Origin of the sequence: Antricoccus suffuscus (assembly GCF_003003235.1) — a bacterium.
GTDB classification, from domain to species: domain Bacteria; phylum Actinomycetota; class Actinomycetes; order Mycobacteriales; family Antricoccaceae; genus Antricoccus; species Antricoccus suffuscus.
This window is the reverse complement of sequence record NZ_PVUE01000012.1, coordinates 99,709-118,040: the sequence shown is the minus strand read 5'-3', so window position 1 is coordinate 118,040 and position 18,332 is coordinate 99,709. Positions and strand designations below refer to the sequence as shown.

The window sequence follows — 18,332 nt, the reverse complement described above, 5'->3', positions numbered from 1 at the left end:
AATCAATGAGCGAGTAGAGACCACAGTTGAAGACCAACGAGCGCCGTGCCCGCTGCGGCCACCAGATAGAACGTGCCGATCCAGGCCAGCGCCGGCAGCGGGGTCAGGCGGGCCAAAACACCGGAGTCCGACGTACCGCCACGGGTACGCCGACCGGCCACGGCACCGACGTGCCGCCATGCACCCAACAGCAGTATCACGCCCAATGCGAACGTCACCACCAACTGCAACTGGGCGCTACCCCACCACCACAATGCGCCGGCGGCGACCGCGGCCAGCACAATCACGACCGCGGTATACACCGAACGAACCATGACCAGCGTGCAGACGAGGACCACACCGATCGCGCCCAGCACGGGGGCCGCCCAGCCGCGTTCGGCCGCAAAGACCAGCGCCGTACCGACGACCGCCGGCGCCGGGTAACCGGCCCATGTTGAACACACCAACGCGGGCCCGTGGCTCTTGCCGACCGTGACGGTTTCGCCGGACATGTCCGGCCGGAGGACGAACCCGGTGAACCGGCGCCCCAGGATGACGCCGACGGCGGCGTGCCCTAGCTCGTGTACGACGGTGACCGCGATCCGCACCACCCGCCAGATTGGGGTGATCGCCACGACGAGTACGGCGACACCCAGCGCCACCAGGACCGGCGTCGTACCGACTCTAGATACGTCCGCGGGCTGTAGCCGCGTCCAGATCTCATGCCACACGGGGCGGGCCCATCATTTCGTCGTCGATCACGTTGGCACGGTACCCGCTCCGCGTCGTACCGCGTGCGGTTGCCGCTCCGCGGGCTCTAAGGTTGGTGAATGCCGATTCCGGAGCTACCAGAAGGGCCGCCCGCGGAGCCCATCGAAGTCCATGTCATCGCGGACTCGACCGGTGATACCGGAGCGCGAGTCGCCCGCGCGGCGGTCGCACAGTTTGCCACGCATCCGGTGCGAATCATCCGCCACCCGCGCATCACCACGACCGCGGGCCTGCACATGGCGATGGAGCACATCAAAAATGGCAAAGGGCACGGCGTCGTCGCGTTTGTGACACTCGTCGACAACGATCTGCGTGCCTTGGTCGGCGAACTGTGCGATGAGATGGACGTGCCGTTTTGCGACTTGATCGGCCCGGCCCTGATTGCGCTCGAACAGGCCAGTGGGGACTTGGCGGCGCGGGTGCCCAATCGGCCGGTCGGGATTGACGCGGACTATTTCAAGCGCATCTCCGCCATGGAGTTCGCCGTCAAGCACGATGACGGCCAGATGCCGGACGGGCTCACCGAGGCGGACATCGTGCTCGTTGGCGCGTCCCGTACGGGCAAGACTCCACTGTCTATGTATCTGGGCTATCTCGGCTACCGCACCGCGAACGTCCCGCTCGTGCCGGGAATCGCACCACCGGGCCAGCTCTACGCAGTCGACCGCTGGAAGATCGTCGGTCTCACCATCGACCCGTCGCGGCTCGCCACAATCCGCGGACGCCGGGTACGCACGCTCGGCACCACCCGCGGAATCGATGGGTACGCCGAGCTCAACCGGATCTACGACGAGCTCGAGGCGATCGGCACGATCCACCGCCGGCTGGGCTGTCCGGTCGTCGACACGACCTCGCTCGCGCTCGAAGAGTCCGCCGGCCGGGTGATCGACCTGATGAACGATCGCGCACGAGCCGCGCTGGGCGAACAAAAGCCGTAACCCCCGCCATCCGACTCTTCCCGTCACCGGGGTTCGCTGCGATCGCCAACATTTGTACCGTTGTGCAGCTCGAAACCGGGCGAGCGCGCTGCGAAACAGCACAAATGTACGAATGGCCGGTTTGATCGAAGCCGCGGCGGCGATACGAAGTCACGGATCGTCGTATGAGCCGTAATTGGCGAACAGAGGCATAGGTAGGCTGCAAGCCAGCACAGAAATCTGAGTACCGCCACGACTAATCGTCACCCATTCCGTGACGACGCCTGACCGTTGCACCTGAACCGGCCACCACAAGGAGCACCAGTGAACGACAACAAGTTTGTGTACGACATGTCCGAAGGCGACGCCTCTATGAAGGCGTTACTCGGTGGCAAGGGCGCAAACGTCGCCGAGATGTTAAGAATCGGCGTACCGGTCCCCGATGGTTTCACCGTGACGACTGAGGCGTGCATCGAGACGACCAACCGGGACGGCAACTGGCCGGAGGCATTGTGGGGGCAGATTCAAGAGGGTCTCGCTCGCCTCGAAGAGCGCACCGGGCGCAAACTCGGCGCCGCTGATCGACCGCTCCTGGTGTCCGTGCGCTCCGGTGCCGTCGTCTCGATGCCCGGGATGATGGACACGATCCTCAACCTCGGCATCAGCGACCAGTCCGTTGAAGCGCTCGGTGCCGAAGCGGGCAACCCGCGCTTCGCCTGGGACTCCTACCGCCGGTTCATCCAGATGTACGGCGAGGTCGTCGAGTCGGTTCCCGGCCATGTCTATGAAGACGCGCTGACTCAGATGAAGTCCTCGCGCGGCGTCAGCCAGGACACCGAGCTGACCACCGAAGACCTCAAAGAGCTCGTTGTGACGTTTAAGCGGCTCTCCAGCGAGCAGATCGGTCAGGAGCTGCCGACCGACCCCGTCGAGCAGTTGCGCCGCAGCGTTGACGCGGTGTTCCGTTCGTGGCTCAACCCTCGCGCCGGCGTCTACCGGCGCGCCAACAACATCCCCGACGACCTCGGCACCGCGGTCAACGTGATGCAGATGGTGTTCGGTAACCGCGGCGACACCTCGGGCACCGGCGTGTGTTTCACCCGCAACCCGTCGACCGGCGAAAAGGAGCTGTACGGCGAGTTTCTGGTCAACGCTCAGGGTGAGGACGTCGTGGCCGGCATCCGTACGCCGAAGCGCCTTGAGGAGATGGAAGCGGTCCTGCCGGACGCTTATCACGAGCTGCTCGCCACCATGACTCGGCTTGAAGATCACTACAGCGATATGCAGGACATCGAGTTCACGATTGAGGAGAAGAAGCTCTATCTCCTCCAGACCCGAAACGGCAAGCGCACCGCGGCCGCCGCAATGCGCGTCGCGACCGACCTCGTCGACGAGGGCAAGATCGACAAGTCCGAGGCGTTGCGGCGGATCGAACCCGCCCAGCTCGACCAGCTGCTGCACCCCGCGATCGACGCATCCGCGAAGGGCAAGCCGCTCACGGTTGGCCTCAATGCCTCCCCTGGCGCGGCCGTTGGCGCGATCGTGTTCGACGCCGATACCGCTGAGGCCAAAGGAAAGGCCGGCGAGGACGTCGTACTCGTGCGGTGGGAGACGACCCCCGATGACATTGCGGGCGTTATCGCTTCGCAGGGTGTGCTGACCGCGCACGGCGGTATGACCTCGCACGCGGCCGTCGTCGCGCGCGGCATGGGCAAGCCTTGTGTCGCCGGCGCGTCCGGGATCCGGCTCGACCCGCATGCGAAGTCGCTCACGATCGGCGACAAGGTCCTACAAGAAGGCGACATCATCACGCTGGACGGTTCCACCGGCGAGGTCTTCGACGGCGCGCTCCCGCTCGTACCGCCGCAGGTCAACGCGGACTTCGAGAAGATCGTCGAGTGGGCCGACGAGGTACGGCGGCTCGGCGTACGCGCCAACGCCGACACCGGCGAGGACGCCCGCAAGGCTCGCGAGTTCGGCGCCGAAGGTATCGGCCTGTGCCGCACCGAGCACATGTTCATGGACAGCTCCCGGCTGCCCGCCGTGCGCAAGATGATCCTGGCCGACGACGAAGACGCCCGCGAGCTTGCACTCGCCGAGATTCTGCCGATGCAGCAAGCAGATTTCGAGGAGATCTTCCGCGCGATGAGCGGCCTGCCGGTCACGATCCGGCTGCTCGACCCGCCGCTGCACGAGTTCCTGCCGCCGCTGCTCGACCAGGCCCTCACCGTCCAGCGGCTGGAGCTCACCGGCGCGAGCGAGGAAGAGGTCGCCAAGGCCGACGGCCTGCTCAGCCGCGTCAAGAAACTGACCGAGACCAACCCGATGCTCGGCACCCGCGGGGTTCGGCTGGCACTGCTCTACCCGGAAATCCCCGAGATGCAGGTCCGCGCAATCGCGCGGGCGGCGCTGAAGGTCGCCGAGGAGGGTGGTGACCCCAAGGTCGAGATCATGATTCCGCTCGTCGCGTTCTCCACCGAACTCGAACGCACCCGCGACATCGTCGACGAGACAATGACCGACGAGTTCAACCGGGCCGGCAAGTCGCTCCCCTACACCGTCGGCACGATGATCGAGCTGCCGCGCGCCGCCGTCCGCGCCGACCACATTGCCGAGCACGCCGATTTCTTCAGCTTCGGCACCAACGACCTGACGCAGACCTCGCTGGGTATCTCCCGCGACGACGCCGAAGGCAAGTTCCTCGCCGCGTACGTCGACGAGCAGCTCGTGCCCGCCAACCCGTTTGCCTCGATCGATGTCGACGGCGTCGGCGAGCTGGTCCGCATGGGCGTCGAGAAGGGACGCAGCGTTAAACCAGAGCTCAAGACCGGTGTCTGCGGCGAGCACGGCGGCGATCCCGCCTCTATCGCGCTGTTCGAGAGCATCGGCCTGGACTACGTCTCCTGCTCGCCATACCGCGTGCCGATCGCTCGGTTCGCCGCAGCCCGCGCCGTACTCGGCGACAAGTAGCGGTCATGCTGACCGGTCGTTTCGGAATCGACATCCCGCAGGGAGGTACGACGCCCGGCGCCGGCCAGCAGCTCGTGCGGTTCACCTCCGAGGCTGAACGCCGCGGATTCACCAGCCTGTGGGTCACCGACCCGCAGGCGCCCGGCGCGCTCAGCCCGCTCGAGACGCTGTCGGTGGCCGCTGTGTCGACCTCCTCGGCGTCACTGGGAGTCGCCGTACTCATCACGCCGTTGCGATCCCCGATCCACCTCGCGCGTGAACTCGCGACGGTCGACCGGCTCAGCGACGGCCGGCTGATCGCCGGTGTGGGAATCGGCAACGACCGTGCCGCGCCTGCCCGGCACGGCCTCACGGTCAACCGCCGAGTGACCGAGTTCGAGCGCGGGATCGTCCTGTTGCGCGAACTTCTCGAGCAGCAGACCGCCTCGTCGGATGGGCCGTGGAACCTCGACCAGGAGCGGCGCCCGCTCGAGCCGGTGCAACGCCCCGGTCCGCCGATCTGGTTCGGCGCCCGTACGCCGCCGGCCTTGGAGCGGACCGCGCGACTGGGCGACGGCTTCATCGGGGCCGGGTCGATGTCGACCAGAGACTTCGAGACGGCGCTGGACCTGCTGCGCCCGCACATCGAGGAGCGACCGGACTTCCCGATCGCGAAACGGGTTTATCTGCACGTAGGGGCGAAGACCAACGCCACCTGGTCGGCCATCCGCGACTGGTTTGGCTCGCACTACGGCAATCCGAACCTCGCCGAGAAGGTCGCATTGTGCGCCGAACCGGGCGAGGTCATCGACGCGCTGACGCACCTGCTGGGCCTCGGCGTACAGCATCTCGTGCTCAGCCCCGTCCTCGACGACTACGACCAGATGGTCGCGCTCAGTGAGAGCGTCTTACCTCACGTCACCGCGTCCTGACGCTGCGCGACTGGCGCGGTTCTCACGGACGCCGCGGTCACGCGGTGCGCAGGAGTTTACCTACCGGCGACCTGGGGAAGTCTCGAACGAAACACGCGACCGGCAGAGTTTGGCCCATGGATAAAGAACTTTTAGAGACCAGCCTCGGGCTGGTTGACGAGGCAGAAGACGGGCTCACGACTCGCTTTTACGAGATCCTGTTCGAGCGCTACCCATCGGTCCGCCCGATGTTTAGCACCGACACAGCGCCACAAGCGAAGATGCTGCGCGAAGCGATCATCGCGGTGCTCGATCATCTCGACGACTCCGCGTGGCTGAGTAACACGCTAGGTGCTCTCGGCGCGAAGCACGCGTCGTTCGGCGTCACGGCGCCAATGTACGACGCCGTCGCAGAGTGCATGATCGCCGCCATGGAAGAGATCGGCGGCGCTCAGTGGACATCGGCGATGACCTCGGCCTGGTTGGAAGCACTGGGCGCGGTCGCGTCGCTGATGATGGCCGGTGCCACCGAGGAGTCAGTCGCGGTCTAGAGCGACGAGCGTGCCGCCGTCGATCACTTCACGCAGCCGGAACTTCTGCACCTTACCGGTCGGCGTCATCGGCAGCTCGTCGCTGACGTACCAGGTCGACGGCACCTTGTACGGCGACAAGCTGGCACGACAGTGCGCTTCCAGCGAAGCCCGAAGATCGGCCCGCGGTTCGCCGCGCGGCCTGATGACCGCGGCCACGGTCTCGCCCCACTTCTCGTCCGGCAGGCCGAGCACGACGGCCTCCAACACCTCCGGGTGACGGACCAGGATCGACTCGACTTCGGCCGGTGCGATGTTCTCGCCACCACGGATGATCATGTCTTTCAACCGCCCCGTCACGGTCACGAAACCACGCTCACCCATAGTGCCAAGGTCACCCATATGCAGCCAGCCGTCGGCGTCGATGGCTGCGGCCGTGGCGTCTGGTTTGCCGTAGTACTCGAGCATCTGCTGCGGGCCGCGTGCACAGATCTCGCCCACGTCGCCAAGCGGCATGGTCTCCCCCGTCGCGGGGTCGGTGATCTTGCACTCGACCTGCGGGATCGGCCGTCCGACGGTCGTCAGCTGGTCCTGCAACGAGTCGGTACGCCGGATCGCGGTCAACACCGGCGCCAGCTCGGTCTGGCCGAACAGGTTGTGCACGGTCGCGCCGAACAGCTCATTGGCCGCCTCAATCATGACGCTCGGCACCGTGGCCGCGCCACCCATGATCGTGCGCAGCCTCGGAGCGGGCTTGTCCGACGCCCGCTGGGCTTCAATGAGCGCGCCGAGCACCGTCGGGACGAAGAACAGGACACTCACTTTCTCGTCCCGCATCAGGTCCAAAACGACGTCGGGGATGAACTGCTCCACGAGTACGACGCCGCCGCCCAAGCACACCGGCCCAAGAGTGCTGATAATGCAGGAGGCGGTGTGGAACATCGGCAACGGGTTGAGGCACATCGCGCCGGGTTCGGCCTCGGTGACGTCCATGGTCATCTTGGCATTGTTGACCAGCGAGCGGTGCCGCAGCAGGACACCTTTCGGGTCACCAGTGGTGCCGGACGTGTATTGCAACATGGCGGGCGCGTCGGGGCTGATCGACCTCAGATCGGGCAATTCGGAGTCCGCAGGCAGACCGGCAAGATCGGCCAGGCTGATGACATGCTCAAGGTAGGCGCGATCGGGACGCGCGCTCTCCAGCACGCTCTTCATGTCGTAGGCGCGCGACGTTTCGGCATATATCAGCAGTCTCGCCTTGGAGTCGTCCAGCGCGTAAGCCAGCTCGCGCTCACGCAGGACCGGGTTGAGGGCCACGAGGGTGACTCCCGCGAGGCCCGCGGCGTATTCCACGATCGGCCACTCAATGACGTTCGGCGCCCACATGGCGACGAAGTCCCCCGGTGCGGCGTACCCGAGGATCGTCGATGCGATCGCACGAGCTTCGCCAAGCAGCTCGGCGTAGGTCAGCCTACGAGCCTCACTCGTGCCGTACGCCGTACCGATGATCGCCACTGCATCAGGGGTTTTGGCAGCCTGCGCGGTGAGCAGTCCACCAACGGTGAGCTCAAGAAGCGGAGCCGACGTGTCGGCTGGCCAGTAGGACTCGGTGAGTGTCTGCATCGTCATCAATGCCCCCCGTTGGTAGGTCGGATGGTCAGTCGGGTTAGTGCACCGGCACTGCGAACTGCTGCTGGATCTCGCCAACCACGAGCTGCGCGGTCTCGGCACAGGCCGTGGTGCCGCCGTTCGCGTATTCCTTGACCCCGTCTCCCACGTTCCACAAGTTGTCGATCGGTGTTGTGTGTGGGAGGTCGAAGCCGGCGACCGCGCGTTGTGGCGGCCAGCCGTCCCTGGTCACCGCAACGGACAGAATGCGCGCTTCGTCGAAGCCCGGCACCTCGCGTCGTAGCTCCTCCATCAGGATCTGCGTCTCGGCTTCCTCGTCGAACTGCCCCACCGATGGCTTGGGGACCGACGTGCCGACATACAGATTCCACGGGTACGGCGCCATCTCTGGGCAGATGTCGGTGAAGTTCGCCAGATAGCAGAGCCGATCGGTCTTGGCGAAGCTGACCATTCCCGGCGCCTCGATGAGCCGCCGCTCGCTGGCGAAGTTGACGGTGATCATTGCCGTCGGCCGGTCCGTACGGCGCACTTCTGCTCGGTAGTCCTCGGGCAGATTGTCCGGACCGACGAGGCTGACCGTCGCCGCCGGGCCGGCATCGCTGACTGCAAAAGCACAGCGAACCTGCACGGTCTCGCCGTCGCGCCGAATCGTCGCGCCGATGACCTTGCCGTCCTGAACCGACAGCGACTCGACCTCTGCGGACAGCCACACTTGGCCGCCGTCTCGCTCGATAGCACGAACCAGCGACTTCCAGATGCCGATGGTGCCTTCTGGGCAGAATCCGAACGTCTTGAACGCACTCTTGCGGGTGAAGTAGGTCAGAAACACGCGCGCGGGGAGCTCGTCAGATCCCACGGCAAAGACCGACCCGCACATGTTGCGGAAGATTCCATGAACCGACTCGTTCTTTGTAAACTTCGCGACCCATTGGGCGGTAGTGAGCTCATCCTCCGGCAAGCCGCTGTCGCTGCGCGCGGCGCCGAGCACCTTGAGCAGCTTCGCTCCGCTACGGGTCATCTTCGACAGCAGTAGTCCCCAACCGCCACCTGTGACGTCTACTTCCTTGCCGCCTATGCGATACAGCAGCGGTGGGTGCGGTGAACGTACGTCGAAGTCGGCCCCGACCTCGCGGAACGTCTCCTCGGTGATGCCGCCGGTCTCGATGACGATCGCGCCGTTGTTGACCTTGAAACCGTCGATGTCGTTCGTCGACGCACGGCCGCCCACCTTATCTAGCCGCTCGACAACTAGCGTGCGATAGCCGAGGTGCTGGAGGCGAGCAGCGGCAAACAGGCCACCCGCGCCGGCCCCGATGACCAACGCGTCAAACGACTCCCCTGACGACTGCATGGGCGCTCCCGTCGTACTCTGGTATTCGGGAAAATTTAACACAGATTCAAAAATTTGGAACCTTTGGAAACTGGTTGTACTAAATTGACCAGAACCGTTAACAGTCCTCGGGAGGGCGACACAGTGACATCGACCCACGACGTGCAGGCGACGCATTCCGCGCCCGGCGCGCATGTCATCTTCAACGCGGAGCATGACGCGCTGCGTGCTTCGATCCGCTCGTTCGTTGACCGCGAGATAGCGCCGAACGTGACCGCATGGGAGCAGGACACCTTCCCTAACTCAATCGTGAAGTCCCTGGGCGACAACGGTTTCCTCGGCCTGTCCGTGCCCGAACAGTACGGTGGGCAAGGCGGCGACTACTTCAGCAACCTGGTACTGGCCGAGGAGGTCGCGCGCGGCGGCAGCGGTGGTCTGCTTATGGGGCTCTCGGTGCATACCGACATGGTGATGCCGCCGATACTCGAGTTCGGCACCGAGGAGCAGAAGCAGCGTTGGGTTCGGCCCGGCGTCGCCGGCGACATGGTGTTCAGCCTCGGCATCACCGAACCTGACGCGGGTTCCGACGTCGCCGGGATCCGCACACGCGCCGTGCGTGAAGACGGCGGGTGGCGAATCAATGGCTCCAAGACCTTCATCACCAACGGGCACCGCAACTCGATGATCCTGCTTGTGACGAAGACCGACCCCTCCGCCGGTCACAAGGGATTCACCCTCTTCTTAGTACCGATGGACACCCCCGGCGTCGTACGCCAGGCAAAGCTTAAAAAGGTCGGCATGCACGCCTCGGACACCGCCCTGCTGTCCTTTGACAATGTCTTCGTCGGCGACGACGCCGTGCTCGGCGAGGTCGGACAGGGATTCACCCAGATCATGTGGGAGCTGCAGGCCGAGCGGCTGATCGGCGCCGCCGGCTGCCTCGCCTATGGGCAGTATGCCTTCGACCGGACCGTTCAGTACGCGACGGACCGCCACACGTTTGGCCGGCCGCTCGGTCAGCATCAGGCGATCCGGCACAAGTTCGCCGATATGGCGACGAAGATCGAGGCGGCCCGCGCACTGATCTATCAGACCGCGCGCAGCTACGCCCGCGGCGACTACCCGGTCCGCGAGATTTCGATGTGCAAGTTGCTGGCGACCCAGACCGCGTGGGACGTTGCCGACCAGTGCATGCAGATCCACGGCGGCAACGGGTACATGGACGAGTACGACGTCTCACGCGTATTTCGCGACATCCGCCTCTATCGGATCGGCGCCGGCGCCGACGAAATCATGCTCGACGTCATCGGGAAGTCGTACGGCTTCTAGCGGTCTACCCTTGAGGATGGGAAGGCCAGTGCAGGATGCTCAAAGTATCGCTGTTGGGGGAACAGACCGTCGTCGACGACGTTACCGGGACAGCCCGGACGCGTTCGTCGCGAACCATTGCGCTCCTGGCGTTTCTCGCCTATCACGCCGATACGCCGCAGAGCCGTCAGCACATCGCAGGCTTGTTCTGGCCAGAATCGTCTAATGCTCAGGCATTAACCAACCTACGGCGGGAGCTTCACAAGCTTCGAAATGTCCTCGGCGTCGACAGCGCGCTTGCAACCACGCCAACTGACCTCTGCTGGCACGACACTGAGACGTGTGTCGTCGACATCCGTAGGTTCATCATCGAGCGTGCGCAAGCGTTGGGCGCGGCCGAAGCCGCCGACCCGATGGGGCTTTTGACCCACGCGACCGCTGCCATCGAAGCGTATCGCGGTGACATGTTGCCGGGCCTGTACGACGACTGGCTCCTCGAAGCAAGGGCCGATCTCGAACGCAGCTGCATTGATTTGTGCGACCTCGTGTGTGAGGTCCGGGCCGACTCAGGGGACCTGACCGCAGCAGTGAAGGCCGCCCGCAGACGAATAACGTTGGCCCCGTTGGAAGAGACCGGTTACCGGACGTTGATGCAACTGCAGGCCGAGCTGGGTGATCGCGCCGGGGCCGTGAGCACGTTTCACCGCTGTTGCTCCGTGCTCGAACGCGACCTAGGAGTCGAGCCCGACGAGGCCACTCGTCGTACGCTGCACGACCTGCTGTCCGGTGGTCAACCACCAAGGACAACACGCGCTCCGATCACGTCGGCTGTCGGCCGCTCTGGTATGGCAGTCGCACAGCTCGTCGGCCGCCATCGCGAAATTACGGTGCTGCAGTCGGCGTGGCGTGCAGCGGCCGCCGGCCGTCCCGGTCTCGCGCTCGTTCGCGGAGACGCGGGCGTTGGTAAAACGCGCCTCGTCGCGGAACTCTGCCGGGAAGCACGTAACCAAGGCGCCGTGGTAGCAACGACTCAGTGCTTCGGAACGTCAGGACGACTCGCACTCGCCCCTGTAGCCGACTGGTTGCGGACCCCGGACCTCCGAACGGCGACTGCCAACTTGGATCCAGTGTGGCGAGCCGAGGTCGATCGCCTCGTGCCGTCCACGGGTGATCGTGTTGAGCCCGCGGTCGCGGCGCGCGCCATGGTGGACGCCTGGCAGCGGCACCGCTTCTTCGAAGGGATGGCGCGCGCACTGCTCGGCGCCGGACGCCCGACCCTTTTGGTCCTGGACAATCTGCATTGGTGCGATATGACGACACTGGCACTCGTGACATTCTGCTTAGGGCTAGTCCACAACGCGCCGCTCATGGTGGCGGCCACGGTCCGTTCCGGTCTCGACGGTCAGCACGAGCTCACCAAGTGGATCGCCGGTATTCGGGCCGCTGGCCTGCTCACCGAACTTTCGCTCGGTCCCTTGGAGGCCTCGGACACCGCGCAACTGGCGACAGCAATATCCGGAAGGTCTATACCGGCGCACGACGCTGATCTGCTGCAGCAAATGACGGGAGGCTTCCCCCTGTACGTCGTGGAAGCGGCCCGGACAACGGCCGATCTCAACGGCGCGCCGCTCCCCGCTGGCGACTTCACCTCCGTTCTACGCGGCCGCCTTGAACAAGTCTCGCCGGTTGGTCGGGACGTCGCCGGCCTTGCCGCAGCGATCGGCCGGAACTTCACACTGGCACTGCTCACCGAAGCGAGTGACCTCGACGCGGACACCGTTGTGGGGGCCGTTGATGAGCTGTGGCAGCGACGAATCCTATACGAGTTGCGCGACGGGTACGACTTCTCCCATGACCTGCTGCGCGAGTGTGCCTACCTCCAGGTCAGTCCTCCGAAACGCTGGCTTCTGCATCGGCGGGTCGCGCAGGCGCTGGAGTCGATGTACGCCGATGAACCTGACTCGGTCTGCGCCCAGCTTGCGGAGCAGTATTCGCGGAGCGGCCACCCAGAGAAGGCGGCGTCATACTTCACACGCGCCGCCGGCATCGCAGCGGCCAGGTTTGCGCATACCGAGGCGATTCGGATGCACCGATCGGCGTTATCGGCTGTGCTTACGATGCCCGAAGGCAACCTGCGAGACCGGCGAGAGCTGGCGATTCTCGAGGGAATGGCAGCCCCTCTCAACGCTAGGTTCGGCTATGCCTCCGCGAGCCTGCAACAAACTCTCTTACGCACGATCGAACTCGCCGAGCGGCTCCATGACGAGGGCTCGGAGTTGACCGGGCTCATCGGCCTGTGGACATCGCAGTTCGTTCAGGGAGACATCAGCGGCGGGCACCGTACGGTGACGCGGGTGCTGGGCTTGGTCGAATCCACGTCCGAGTTGAGCGGTCCGGCGCACTTTGCCTTCGGCGGATCGATTATGAGTCTGGGCAAACCGGCTGAGGCACTCGTCCATTTTGAGCTCGCCGCTCAACTCACCCGCGGCGCCGCGTCACTGAGTGTCGGCACTCGGCCGGACGTGCACGGCAAGGCATGGTCGGCTCACGCGCACTGGCTGCTCGGCCATCAAGACGCCGCCATCACCAGCGCGCGTGAAGCGATCGCCGACGCACGCTCGATTAAGCATCCATATAGTCTCGCGGTCGCCCTGGCCTACGGAGCAATAACACATCAGATGAGCGGCAACATCTCTGAGCTCCGTGCTGCGGTGAGTGAGCTTCGCGACCTGTGCAAGCGGTACGACTTCGCCTACTACCGCGAGTGGGGTCGCGTCCTCAACGGATGGTCGCAGGAGGGCAGTTCAGGCTTCACGACAACCCAACTCGGAATTGCGCGTCTCAAAGCGGAAGGGTCATTCGCGAGGATGCCGTACTGGCTCTCTCTTCTCGCCGACTTATATGAGCGCGACGGCAACCCGGACGCCGCCAGCGCCGTCCTCGATGCAGCCATCATCGACGGGTACGCGCGCACCGATCAGTGGTGGCTGCCCGAAGTCCTGCGAATGCGCTCGCGTTACGACGATCAGACCGCCGCGATCGCGCGGCTTCGAACAGCGGCCCAGATGGCACGCCTTCAAGGCAGCGTCGCTCTGCTCCGACGCTGCGAACGGGACCTCGCCGAGCGGCGCACGCGACCGGCATCAAGCGTTCCGCCAATTGCGTGATCGACGCCGTTTCGCGAACGTTTTGGGAACGCACGATTCCTAATGTGGGCATGCGCAAGTCACGCAAGCCACGCACAAAGGAGACGGTCATGACCACTACCGACACTAAGCCCACGTCAGCGCCATTCACGGATCTCGCATCCGTTATGCGTGGACCTGTCATCACCCCCGGCGATGTCGAGTACGACTCGGCGCGCGCGGTGTACAACGCCATGATTGATAAGCATCCAGCGGCGATTGCCTTCTGTCGTGATACCGCAGACGTGGTCTCGTGCATGCGTTTCGGACGCGAACACGCAGTCGATCTCGCGGTTCGTGGAGGGGGCCACAATGCAGGCGGGCTCGGCGTCTGGGACGACGCGCTAGTCATCGACCTGTCATTAATGCGCAGTACCACGGTCGATCCAGCACATCACATCGTGCGCGTCGACGGCGGATGCACATGGGGCGACGTGGACCACGCCACCGTGCCGTTCGGGATGGCGACTCCCTCGGGTTTCCTGGCTTCCACCGGCGTGGGCGGCCTGACCCTCGGTGGCGGCGTCGGCTATCTCACCCGACGTTTCGGCCTGACTGTCGACAACCTCCTCGCCGCTGAAGTCGTACTCGCGGACGGATCCTTGGTCACTGCCAGCGACGCTTCACATCAGGATCTGTTCTGGGCACTACGTGGTGGGGGCGGCAACTTCGGTGTCGTCACGTCGTTTACCTTCCGCTGCCATGACATTGGCAATCACGGGGCAATCATTGGCGGACCAGTGCTCTACGACATCGCCGACACGGCTTCGGTTATGCGTTGGTACCGCAAGTTGCTACCGTCGTTGCCCGAAGAGCTTAGTGGCTGGATCGGACTACTCACGATTCCGCCGGCCGCACCGTTCCCCGAGCAGTTCTGGGGGCGCAAGGCCTGCGGAATCGTCTGGTGCTACACCGGTTCACACGATCGTGCCGACACAGTTCTGGAGCCGATCAAGAGCTACGGTTCACCGTTGGTAATCGGTATCCACGAGATGCCGTTCAACACGCTGCAGAGCGCATTCGACGGACTATATCCAGCGGGCCTGCAGTGGTACTGGCGCTCAGACTTCTTCCGCGACATCTCAGACGAGGCAATCGAGGCGCACTGCAAGTATGGCGCCATGCTTCCGACCGGCCATTCCACAATGCACCTCTACCCCATCGACGGGGCTGCCGCTCGTGTCGACCGCGAGGCCACGGCGTTTGCCTATCGAGATGGCGGTTGGGCGGGTGTCATCGTCGGCGTTGATCCTGACCCCGCGAATGCGGGCCCGATCACACAGTGGGCACGTGACTATTGGGAGGCGCTACACCCGACCTCTGCCGGCGGCGGCTACATCAACTTCCTGATGGACGAAGGCGCCGACCGAGTCAAAGCGTCGTACGGCGCCAACTACGACCGGCTCACCGACATCAAGGGTCGCTACGACCCACAAAATCTGTTGCATATAAACCAGAACATCCCGCCACTTACGGCCGGCACAGGCTGAGTGGGTTGTCATGCGCTATTTGGCAGATGAGATGTCAGTGCGGAATGGCCTGAAGCTTCCGACCGCTACCCGGGAGCAGGATTGAGGCAGCGAAGCCGCCGCCCGGACGGTCACCGATCTCCAGAACCCCGCCATGAGAGTGTGCGATTTCTCTGACCAGCGAAAGGCCAAGCCCGAACCTGCGCTTTGCCGTCCGATCGGTATCCCCAGGTTCGGAACCTACCGGCCGTCCCTGAGCGAACCGTTCGGTCAGCCTCGGCAGGTCTCGCGGATCGGCGCCCGGCCCGTTGTCGGCAACCCTAAGCCGGACCTGGCTGCCCCGTTCCGGCGTGACGCTGACCCAGATGGTGCCGCCCGCCGGGGTGTGTGAGATCGCATTGTCGACAAGGGCCAGCAGGGCCCGCCGTAACGAGACCGGCGAGCCCGCAACCACGGGCCGGGCGTCGACCTGTCGGACCATGCTCAGCCGTGACTGCTCGGCCAGCATGGACATCGAGCTCACTACGTCGTCGACAAGCGCACCGACATCGACGGGCTCCGCACGCGAGGGATCGTTACCGATCTGCGCGCTGAGGAGCAGCTGGTCGATAACCTCGCCAAGCACCCGACTGTCGTTCAGCAATTGCCGAATAAGGGGCTTCGCTGGATCGTCGACTGCAACCTTGTAGTCAAGAACTTGAGCTCGGGTGTGAAGAATGGTCAGCGGGGTACGCAACTCGTGGCTCGCATCCGCCACGAAGCGCCGTTGAAGCGCCAACGCGTCCGACAGTGGCCGCACGGCCCGCAACGCGGCAACCCACCCAATGATTCCGGCGATGACGATGCCGACCGCCCCCGCGATCAACACCGCATCAAAAACAAAGTTGTCGTCCCCTGGGGGTTCGCCAGGGCGGTGGTGATGGAATCCGGTCAGGAGAAATACAACCGCGGCCACGAAAATGACCGCGATGGCGCATGAGACGGCCACCTGGACGGCGACCCGCCTGGCTACTGAGCGCACCAAGGGCCGGTCCGCGCCCGTCACGGTCGTCGCGCTAGCGCCGTTCACGAGTCACCGAGCCGATAGCCCAGTCCGTGGACCGTATCGATGACGCCGCGGCCAAGCTTGCGCCGCAAGTAGTACACATAGGTATCGACGATGCCTTCGCGATCGTCTTGGTCAAAGGCAAGCCCGATCAGTTCGGTGCGGGTAAACACTCGTCCAGGATGGCGCGCGAGCGCGTGCAGCAGCGCACTTTCTCGACCAGACAGCTGTACCTCATCATCGTCGCCCGTCACCACCCGTCGCTCAGTTACGGCGAACCGCCGGCTACCGACCCGAAGTTCGTCTGCGGCGTATTCATGGTTTCGCCGGTTCAGCGCTCTCAGTCTGGCGAGCAACTCGGCGATCTCGAACGGTTTGACCATGTAGTCGTGGGCGCCGGCATCCAGCCCGTCGACCTTGTCCTCCAGGGTGCCCCGTGCCGTCAGGACCAGGATGGGGGTGTGTAGACCTTTCGACCGGATCCGCGCGACCAGCTCCAGTCCTTCGATTGCCGGGAGGCCTCGGTCGATGATCATGACGTCGAAGTCCCGGGTCAGCGCTAGGTGCAGGGCGGCCTGCCCGTCCCGCGCATGCTCGACCTGGTAGGTCTCGGACAGCACCTCGACCAGGAGCGGTCCAAGTTCGCGGTCATCCTCCACCAGCAGCAGGCGGGCGGACGGAGTCCAGTTCGACTCCGCCGCCGTCGAGTTACTCATTTCATCAGTTTGCTCTCAGATTTTGAGAATTCTCTAAGAACGCGCGGGCAGGCTTGAACAGAACACCAGCGATTTCAATATTTGAGATGGCAGAGGACAGATGACTGGAACACTCGGGACCCGGGCGCACTCGGACCTGCGACGCACACCGCCCATTTCGGCGTACGCCTACGAGTACCGACCCGCCGACCGCGTACGCAGAGAACGGCGGGTCCGCACCGTCGCGTGGTCTCTGACCGTTGCGAGTTTGATCGGCGTGGTCGTCCTGTGGCTGACCAACAGCGGGCTGCCAAGCACGTCGCTACCGGGTTCCACGACGACCGCGTTGGGCCGGGTCACCGGACTGCTGGCATCGGATCTTCTACTCATCCAGGTGCTCACGATGGCGCGTGTCCCCTGGCTGGAGCGCGCAATCGGGCGGGACAGACTCACACGCTGGCACCGCTGGGCCGGCTTCTCGTCGTTCAACCTGATGATTGCTCACATCATCCTGGTCACGGTCGGCTACGCGCAGTCGAGCGCCACAAACGTGTTGGCTCAATCGTGGGACTTCGTCGTCAACTATCCAGGCGTTCTGCTGGCGGTAGCGGGAACCCTCGCGCTAGTGATGGTCGTGGCGACGTCGCTGAGGGCGGCACGTCGGCGGATGCGTTACGAGTCATGGCACCTGCTGCATCTGTATGCCTACGTGGGTGCGGGCCTCGCCCTCCCTCACCAGCTGTGGACCGGTCAGGACTTCACCTCGTCGACGACGGTTTCAATTTTCTGGTGGGGGCTCTGGGGGCTGGCAGCCGGGGCCATCATCGCCTTTCGGATAGTCCTTCCATTGTGGCGGTCGGTCCGGCACAAGCTACGAGTCTCCGGGGTGATTGCCGAGGCGCCCGGGGTCTATTCGGTAGTGATGTCCGGTCGCGGTCTTGATCGCATGGGCTTGCAGGCGGGCCAGTTCTGTCAATGGCGTTTCCTATCCGGCCGCGGGTGGTCGCGCGCGCATCCCTACACCATCTCGGCCCGCCCGTACCCCGACAGTCTGCGGATCACCGTCGAGCAGGCCGGCGACGGCAGCCACGCAATCGGGTCGCTCCGTCCGGGGGTGCCGGTCCTGTTCGAAGGACCGTACGGCACCATGACGGCCGACCGGCGCACGAAGCGCGACGTCCTGCTCATCGCGGCCGGTGCGGGTATCACGCCGATGCGCGGACTTGCACAGTCAATCTGCGCCGAGCCGCCAGCCGGAGGACCTGGCGGGCTCCTGCGTCCGTCCGTGGTGGTCGCGCATCGGATTCGCAGTCATCGAGACGCGCTTTTTGTGGACGACTTCGCCGATCTCGCGCGGTCCGGCCGCTGTCGATTGATACAGCTCGTGGGTCGCCGGGGCCGAGCCGGTGGTTGGTTACCGAGCACGTCGCGGCCGGCGCTCGCGGTCCTGCGCGACCTCGCGCCGGACATCGACGAACGCGCGGTCTACGTATGCGGCAACGACGACTGGATGAGCGCAGTCCGCAAGTCGCTTGCCGAAGCCGGTGTAAAACCCGCGCAGATTCACTGCGAGAGGTTCGCTACCTGATGCCGAATATAACTAGAGGAGGGACT

At 64.6% G+C, this 18,332-nt stretch carries 13 protein-coding genes; 8 read left to right on the top strand and 5 right to left on the bottom strand.

Annotated elements, in window-relative coordinates; genetic code table 11:
* Positions 1 to 2 precede the first annotated feature (2 nt).
* Positions 3 to 710: a M50 family metallopeptidase gene (locus CLV47_RS14325; RefSeq protein ID WP_106349725.1), complete on the bottom strand. Its 708-nt coding sequence runs from the start codon at positions 708 to 710 to the stop codon at positions 3 to 5.
* Positions 711 to 809: 99 nt separating this feature from the next.
* Between CLV47_RS14325 and CLV47_RS14320 the strand changes: the two genes are divergently transcribed.
* The 4 genes from CLV47_RS14320 (at position 810) to CLV47_RS14305 (ending at position 6,078) form a co-directional block, all read left to right on the top strand.
* The gene (locus tag CLV47_RS14320) at positions 810 to 1,688 is read left to right on the top strand and encodes a pyruvate, water dikinase regulatory protein (RefSeq protein WP_106349724.1); all 879 of its coding nucleotides are present in this window, start codon (positions 810 to 812) and stop codon (positions 1,686 to 1,688) included.
* 303 nt (positions 1,689 to 1,991) lie between these two features.
* On the top strand, positions 1,992 to 4,637 hold the full coding sequence (ppdK, locus tag CLV47_RS14315) for a pyruvate, phosphate dikinase (protein WP_106349723.1): 2,646 nt from the start codon (positions 1,992 to 1,994) through the stop codon (positions 4,635 to 4,637).
* Positions 4,638 to 4,642: 5 nt separating this feature from the next.
* Positions 4,643 to 5,548, top strand: a complete 906-nt coding sequence (locus CLV47_RS14310) for an LLM class flavin-dependent oxidoreductase (protein WP_106349722.1) — start codon at positions 4,643 to 4,645, stop codon at positions 5,546 to 5,548.
* Between the two features lie 116 nt (positions 5,549 to 5,664).
* Entirely contained in the window at positions 5,665 to 6,078 is a 414-nt protein-coding gene (locus tag CLV47_RS14305) for a globin domain-containing protein (RefSeq protein WP_106349721.1), read from the top strand.
* Here the strand turns inward: CLV47_RS14305 and CLV47_RS14300 are convergent.
* Positions 6,064 to 7,686 (bottom strand): class I adenylate-forming enzyme family protein, encoded by a 1,623-nt coding sequence (locus CLV47_RS14300; protein ID WP_202862592.1) that lies wholly within the window; start codon positions 7,684 to 7,686, stop codon positions 6,064 to 6,066. The genes CLV47_RS14305 and CLV47_RS14300 overlap by 15 nt on opposite strands.
* 37 nt (positions 7,687 to 7,723) lie before the next feature.
* Complete coding sequence (locus CLV47_RS14295; protein ID WP_106349720.1) at positions 7,724 to 9,037, bottom strand: phytoene desaturase family protein; 1,314 nt, start codon at positions 9,035 to 9,037, stop codon at positions 7,724 to 7,726.
* A gap of 123 nt (positions 9,038 to 9,160) precedes the next feature.
* Between CLV47_RS14295 and CLV47_RS14290 the strand changes: the two genes are divergently transcribed.
* The 3 genes from CLV47_RS14290 to CLV47_RS14280 all read left to right on the top strand — a co-directional run bounded on the left by CLV47_RS14290 (position 9,161) and on the right by CLV47_RS14280 (position 14,999).
* Positions 9,161 to 10,345: an acyl-CoA dehydrogenase family protein gene (locus CLV47_RS14290; RefSeq protein WP_106349719.1), complete on the top strand. Its 1,185-nt coding sequence runs from the start codon at positions 9,161 to 9,163 to the stop codon at positions 10,343 to 10,345.
* A 35-nt stretch (positions 10,346 to 10,380) separates the two neighbouring features.
* A complete protein-coding gene (locus tag CLV47_RS14285; RefSeq protein WP_106349718.1) occupies positions 10,381 to 13,491 on the top strand; it encodes an ATP-binding protein in 3,111 nt (1,036 codons plus the stop codon).
* 89 nt (positions 13,492 to 13,580) lie between these two features.
* Positions 13,581 to 14,999, top strand: coding sequence for an FAD-binding oxidoreductase (locus CLV47_RS14280; RefSeq protein WP_106349769.1), 1,419 nt, complete (start codon positions 13,581 to 13,583; stop codon positions 14,997 to 14,999).
* Positions 15,000 to 15,033: 34 nt separating this feature from the next.
* Here the strand turns inward: CLV47_RS14280 and CLV47_RS14275 are convergent, their stop codons facing one another.
* Together CLV47_RS14275 and CLV47_RS14270 are read right to left on the bottom strand one after the other, a co-directional pair.
* Positions 15,034 to 16,047 carry a sensor histidine kinase gene (locus tag CLV47_RS14275; protein WP_106349717.1) on the bottom strand — a complete coding sequence of 338 codons (1,014 nt, stop codon included), beginning with the start codon at positions 16,045 to 16,047 and terminating at the stop codon, positions 15,034 to 15,036.
* Positions 16,044 to 16,739, bottom strand: a complete 696-nt coding sequence (locus tag CLV47_RS14270) for a response regulator transcription factor (RefSeq protein WP_106349716.1) — start codon at positions 16,737 to 16,739, stop codon at positions 16,044 to 16,046. Before CLV47_RS14270 ends, CLV47_RS14275 begins: the two co-directional genes overlap by 4 nt.
* Before the next feature lie 100 nt (positions 16,740 to 16,839).
* Here CLV47_RS14270 and CLV47_RS14265 point away from each other — a divergent pair, with 100 nt between their 5' ends.
* The gene (locus CLV47_RS14265; RefSeq protein ID WP_202862591.1) at positions 16,840 to 18,306 is read left to right on the top strand and encodes a ferredoxin reductase family protein; all 1,467 of its coding nucleotides are present in this window, start codon (positions 16,840 to 16,842) and stop codon (positions 18,304 to 18,306) included.
* Positions 18,307 to 18,332 lie beyond the last annotated feature (26 nt).

Bases quoted from the DNA above. Each gene is read 5' to 3' on its own strand.
- CLV47_RS14320 (WP_106349724.1), top strand. From the start codon at position 810: ATGCCGATTCCGGAGCTACCAGAAGGGCCGCCCGCGGAGCCCATCGAA.
- CLV47_RS14310 (WP_106349722.1), top strand. From the start codon at position 4,643: ATGCTGACCGGTCGTTTCGGAATCGACATCCCGCAGGGAGGTACGACG.
- CLV47_RS14305 (WP_106349721.1), top strand. From the start codon at position 5,665: ATGGATAAAGAACTTTTAGAGACCAGCCTCGGGCTGGTTGACGAGGCA.
- CLV47_RS14300 (WP_202862592.1), bottom strand. From the start codon at position 7,686: ATGACGATGCAGACACTCACCGAGTCCTACTGGCCAGCCGACACGTCG.
- CLV47_RS14295 (WP_106349720.1), bottom strand. From the start codon at position 9,037: ATGCAGTCGTCAGGGGAGTCGTTTGACGCGTTGGTCATCGGGGCCGGC.
- CLV47_RS14285 (WP_106349718.1), top strand. From the start codon at position 10,381: ATGCTCAAAGTATCGCTGTTGGGGGAACAGACCGTCGTCGACGACGTT.
- CLV47_RS14280 (WP_106349769.1), top strand. From the start codon at position 13,581: ATGACCACTACCGACACTAAGCCCACGTCAGCGCCATTCACGGATCTC.
- CLV47_RS14270 (WP_106349716.1), bottom strand. From the start codon at position 16,739: ATGAGTAACTCGACGGCGGCGGAGTCGAACTGGACTCCGTCCGCCCGC.
- CLV47_RS14265 (WP_202862591.1), top strand. From the start codon at position 16,840: ATGACTGGAACACTCGGGACCCGGGCGCACTCGGACCTGCGACGCACA.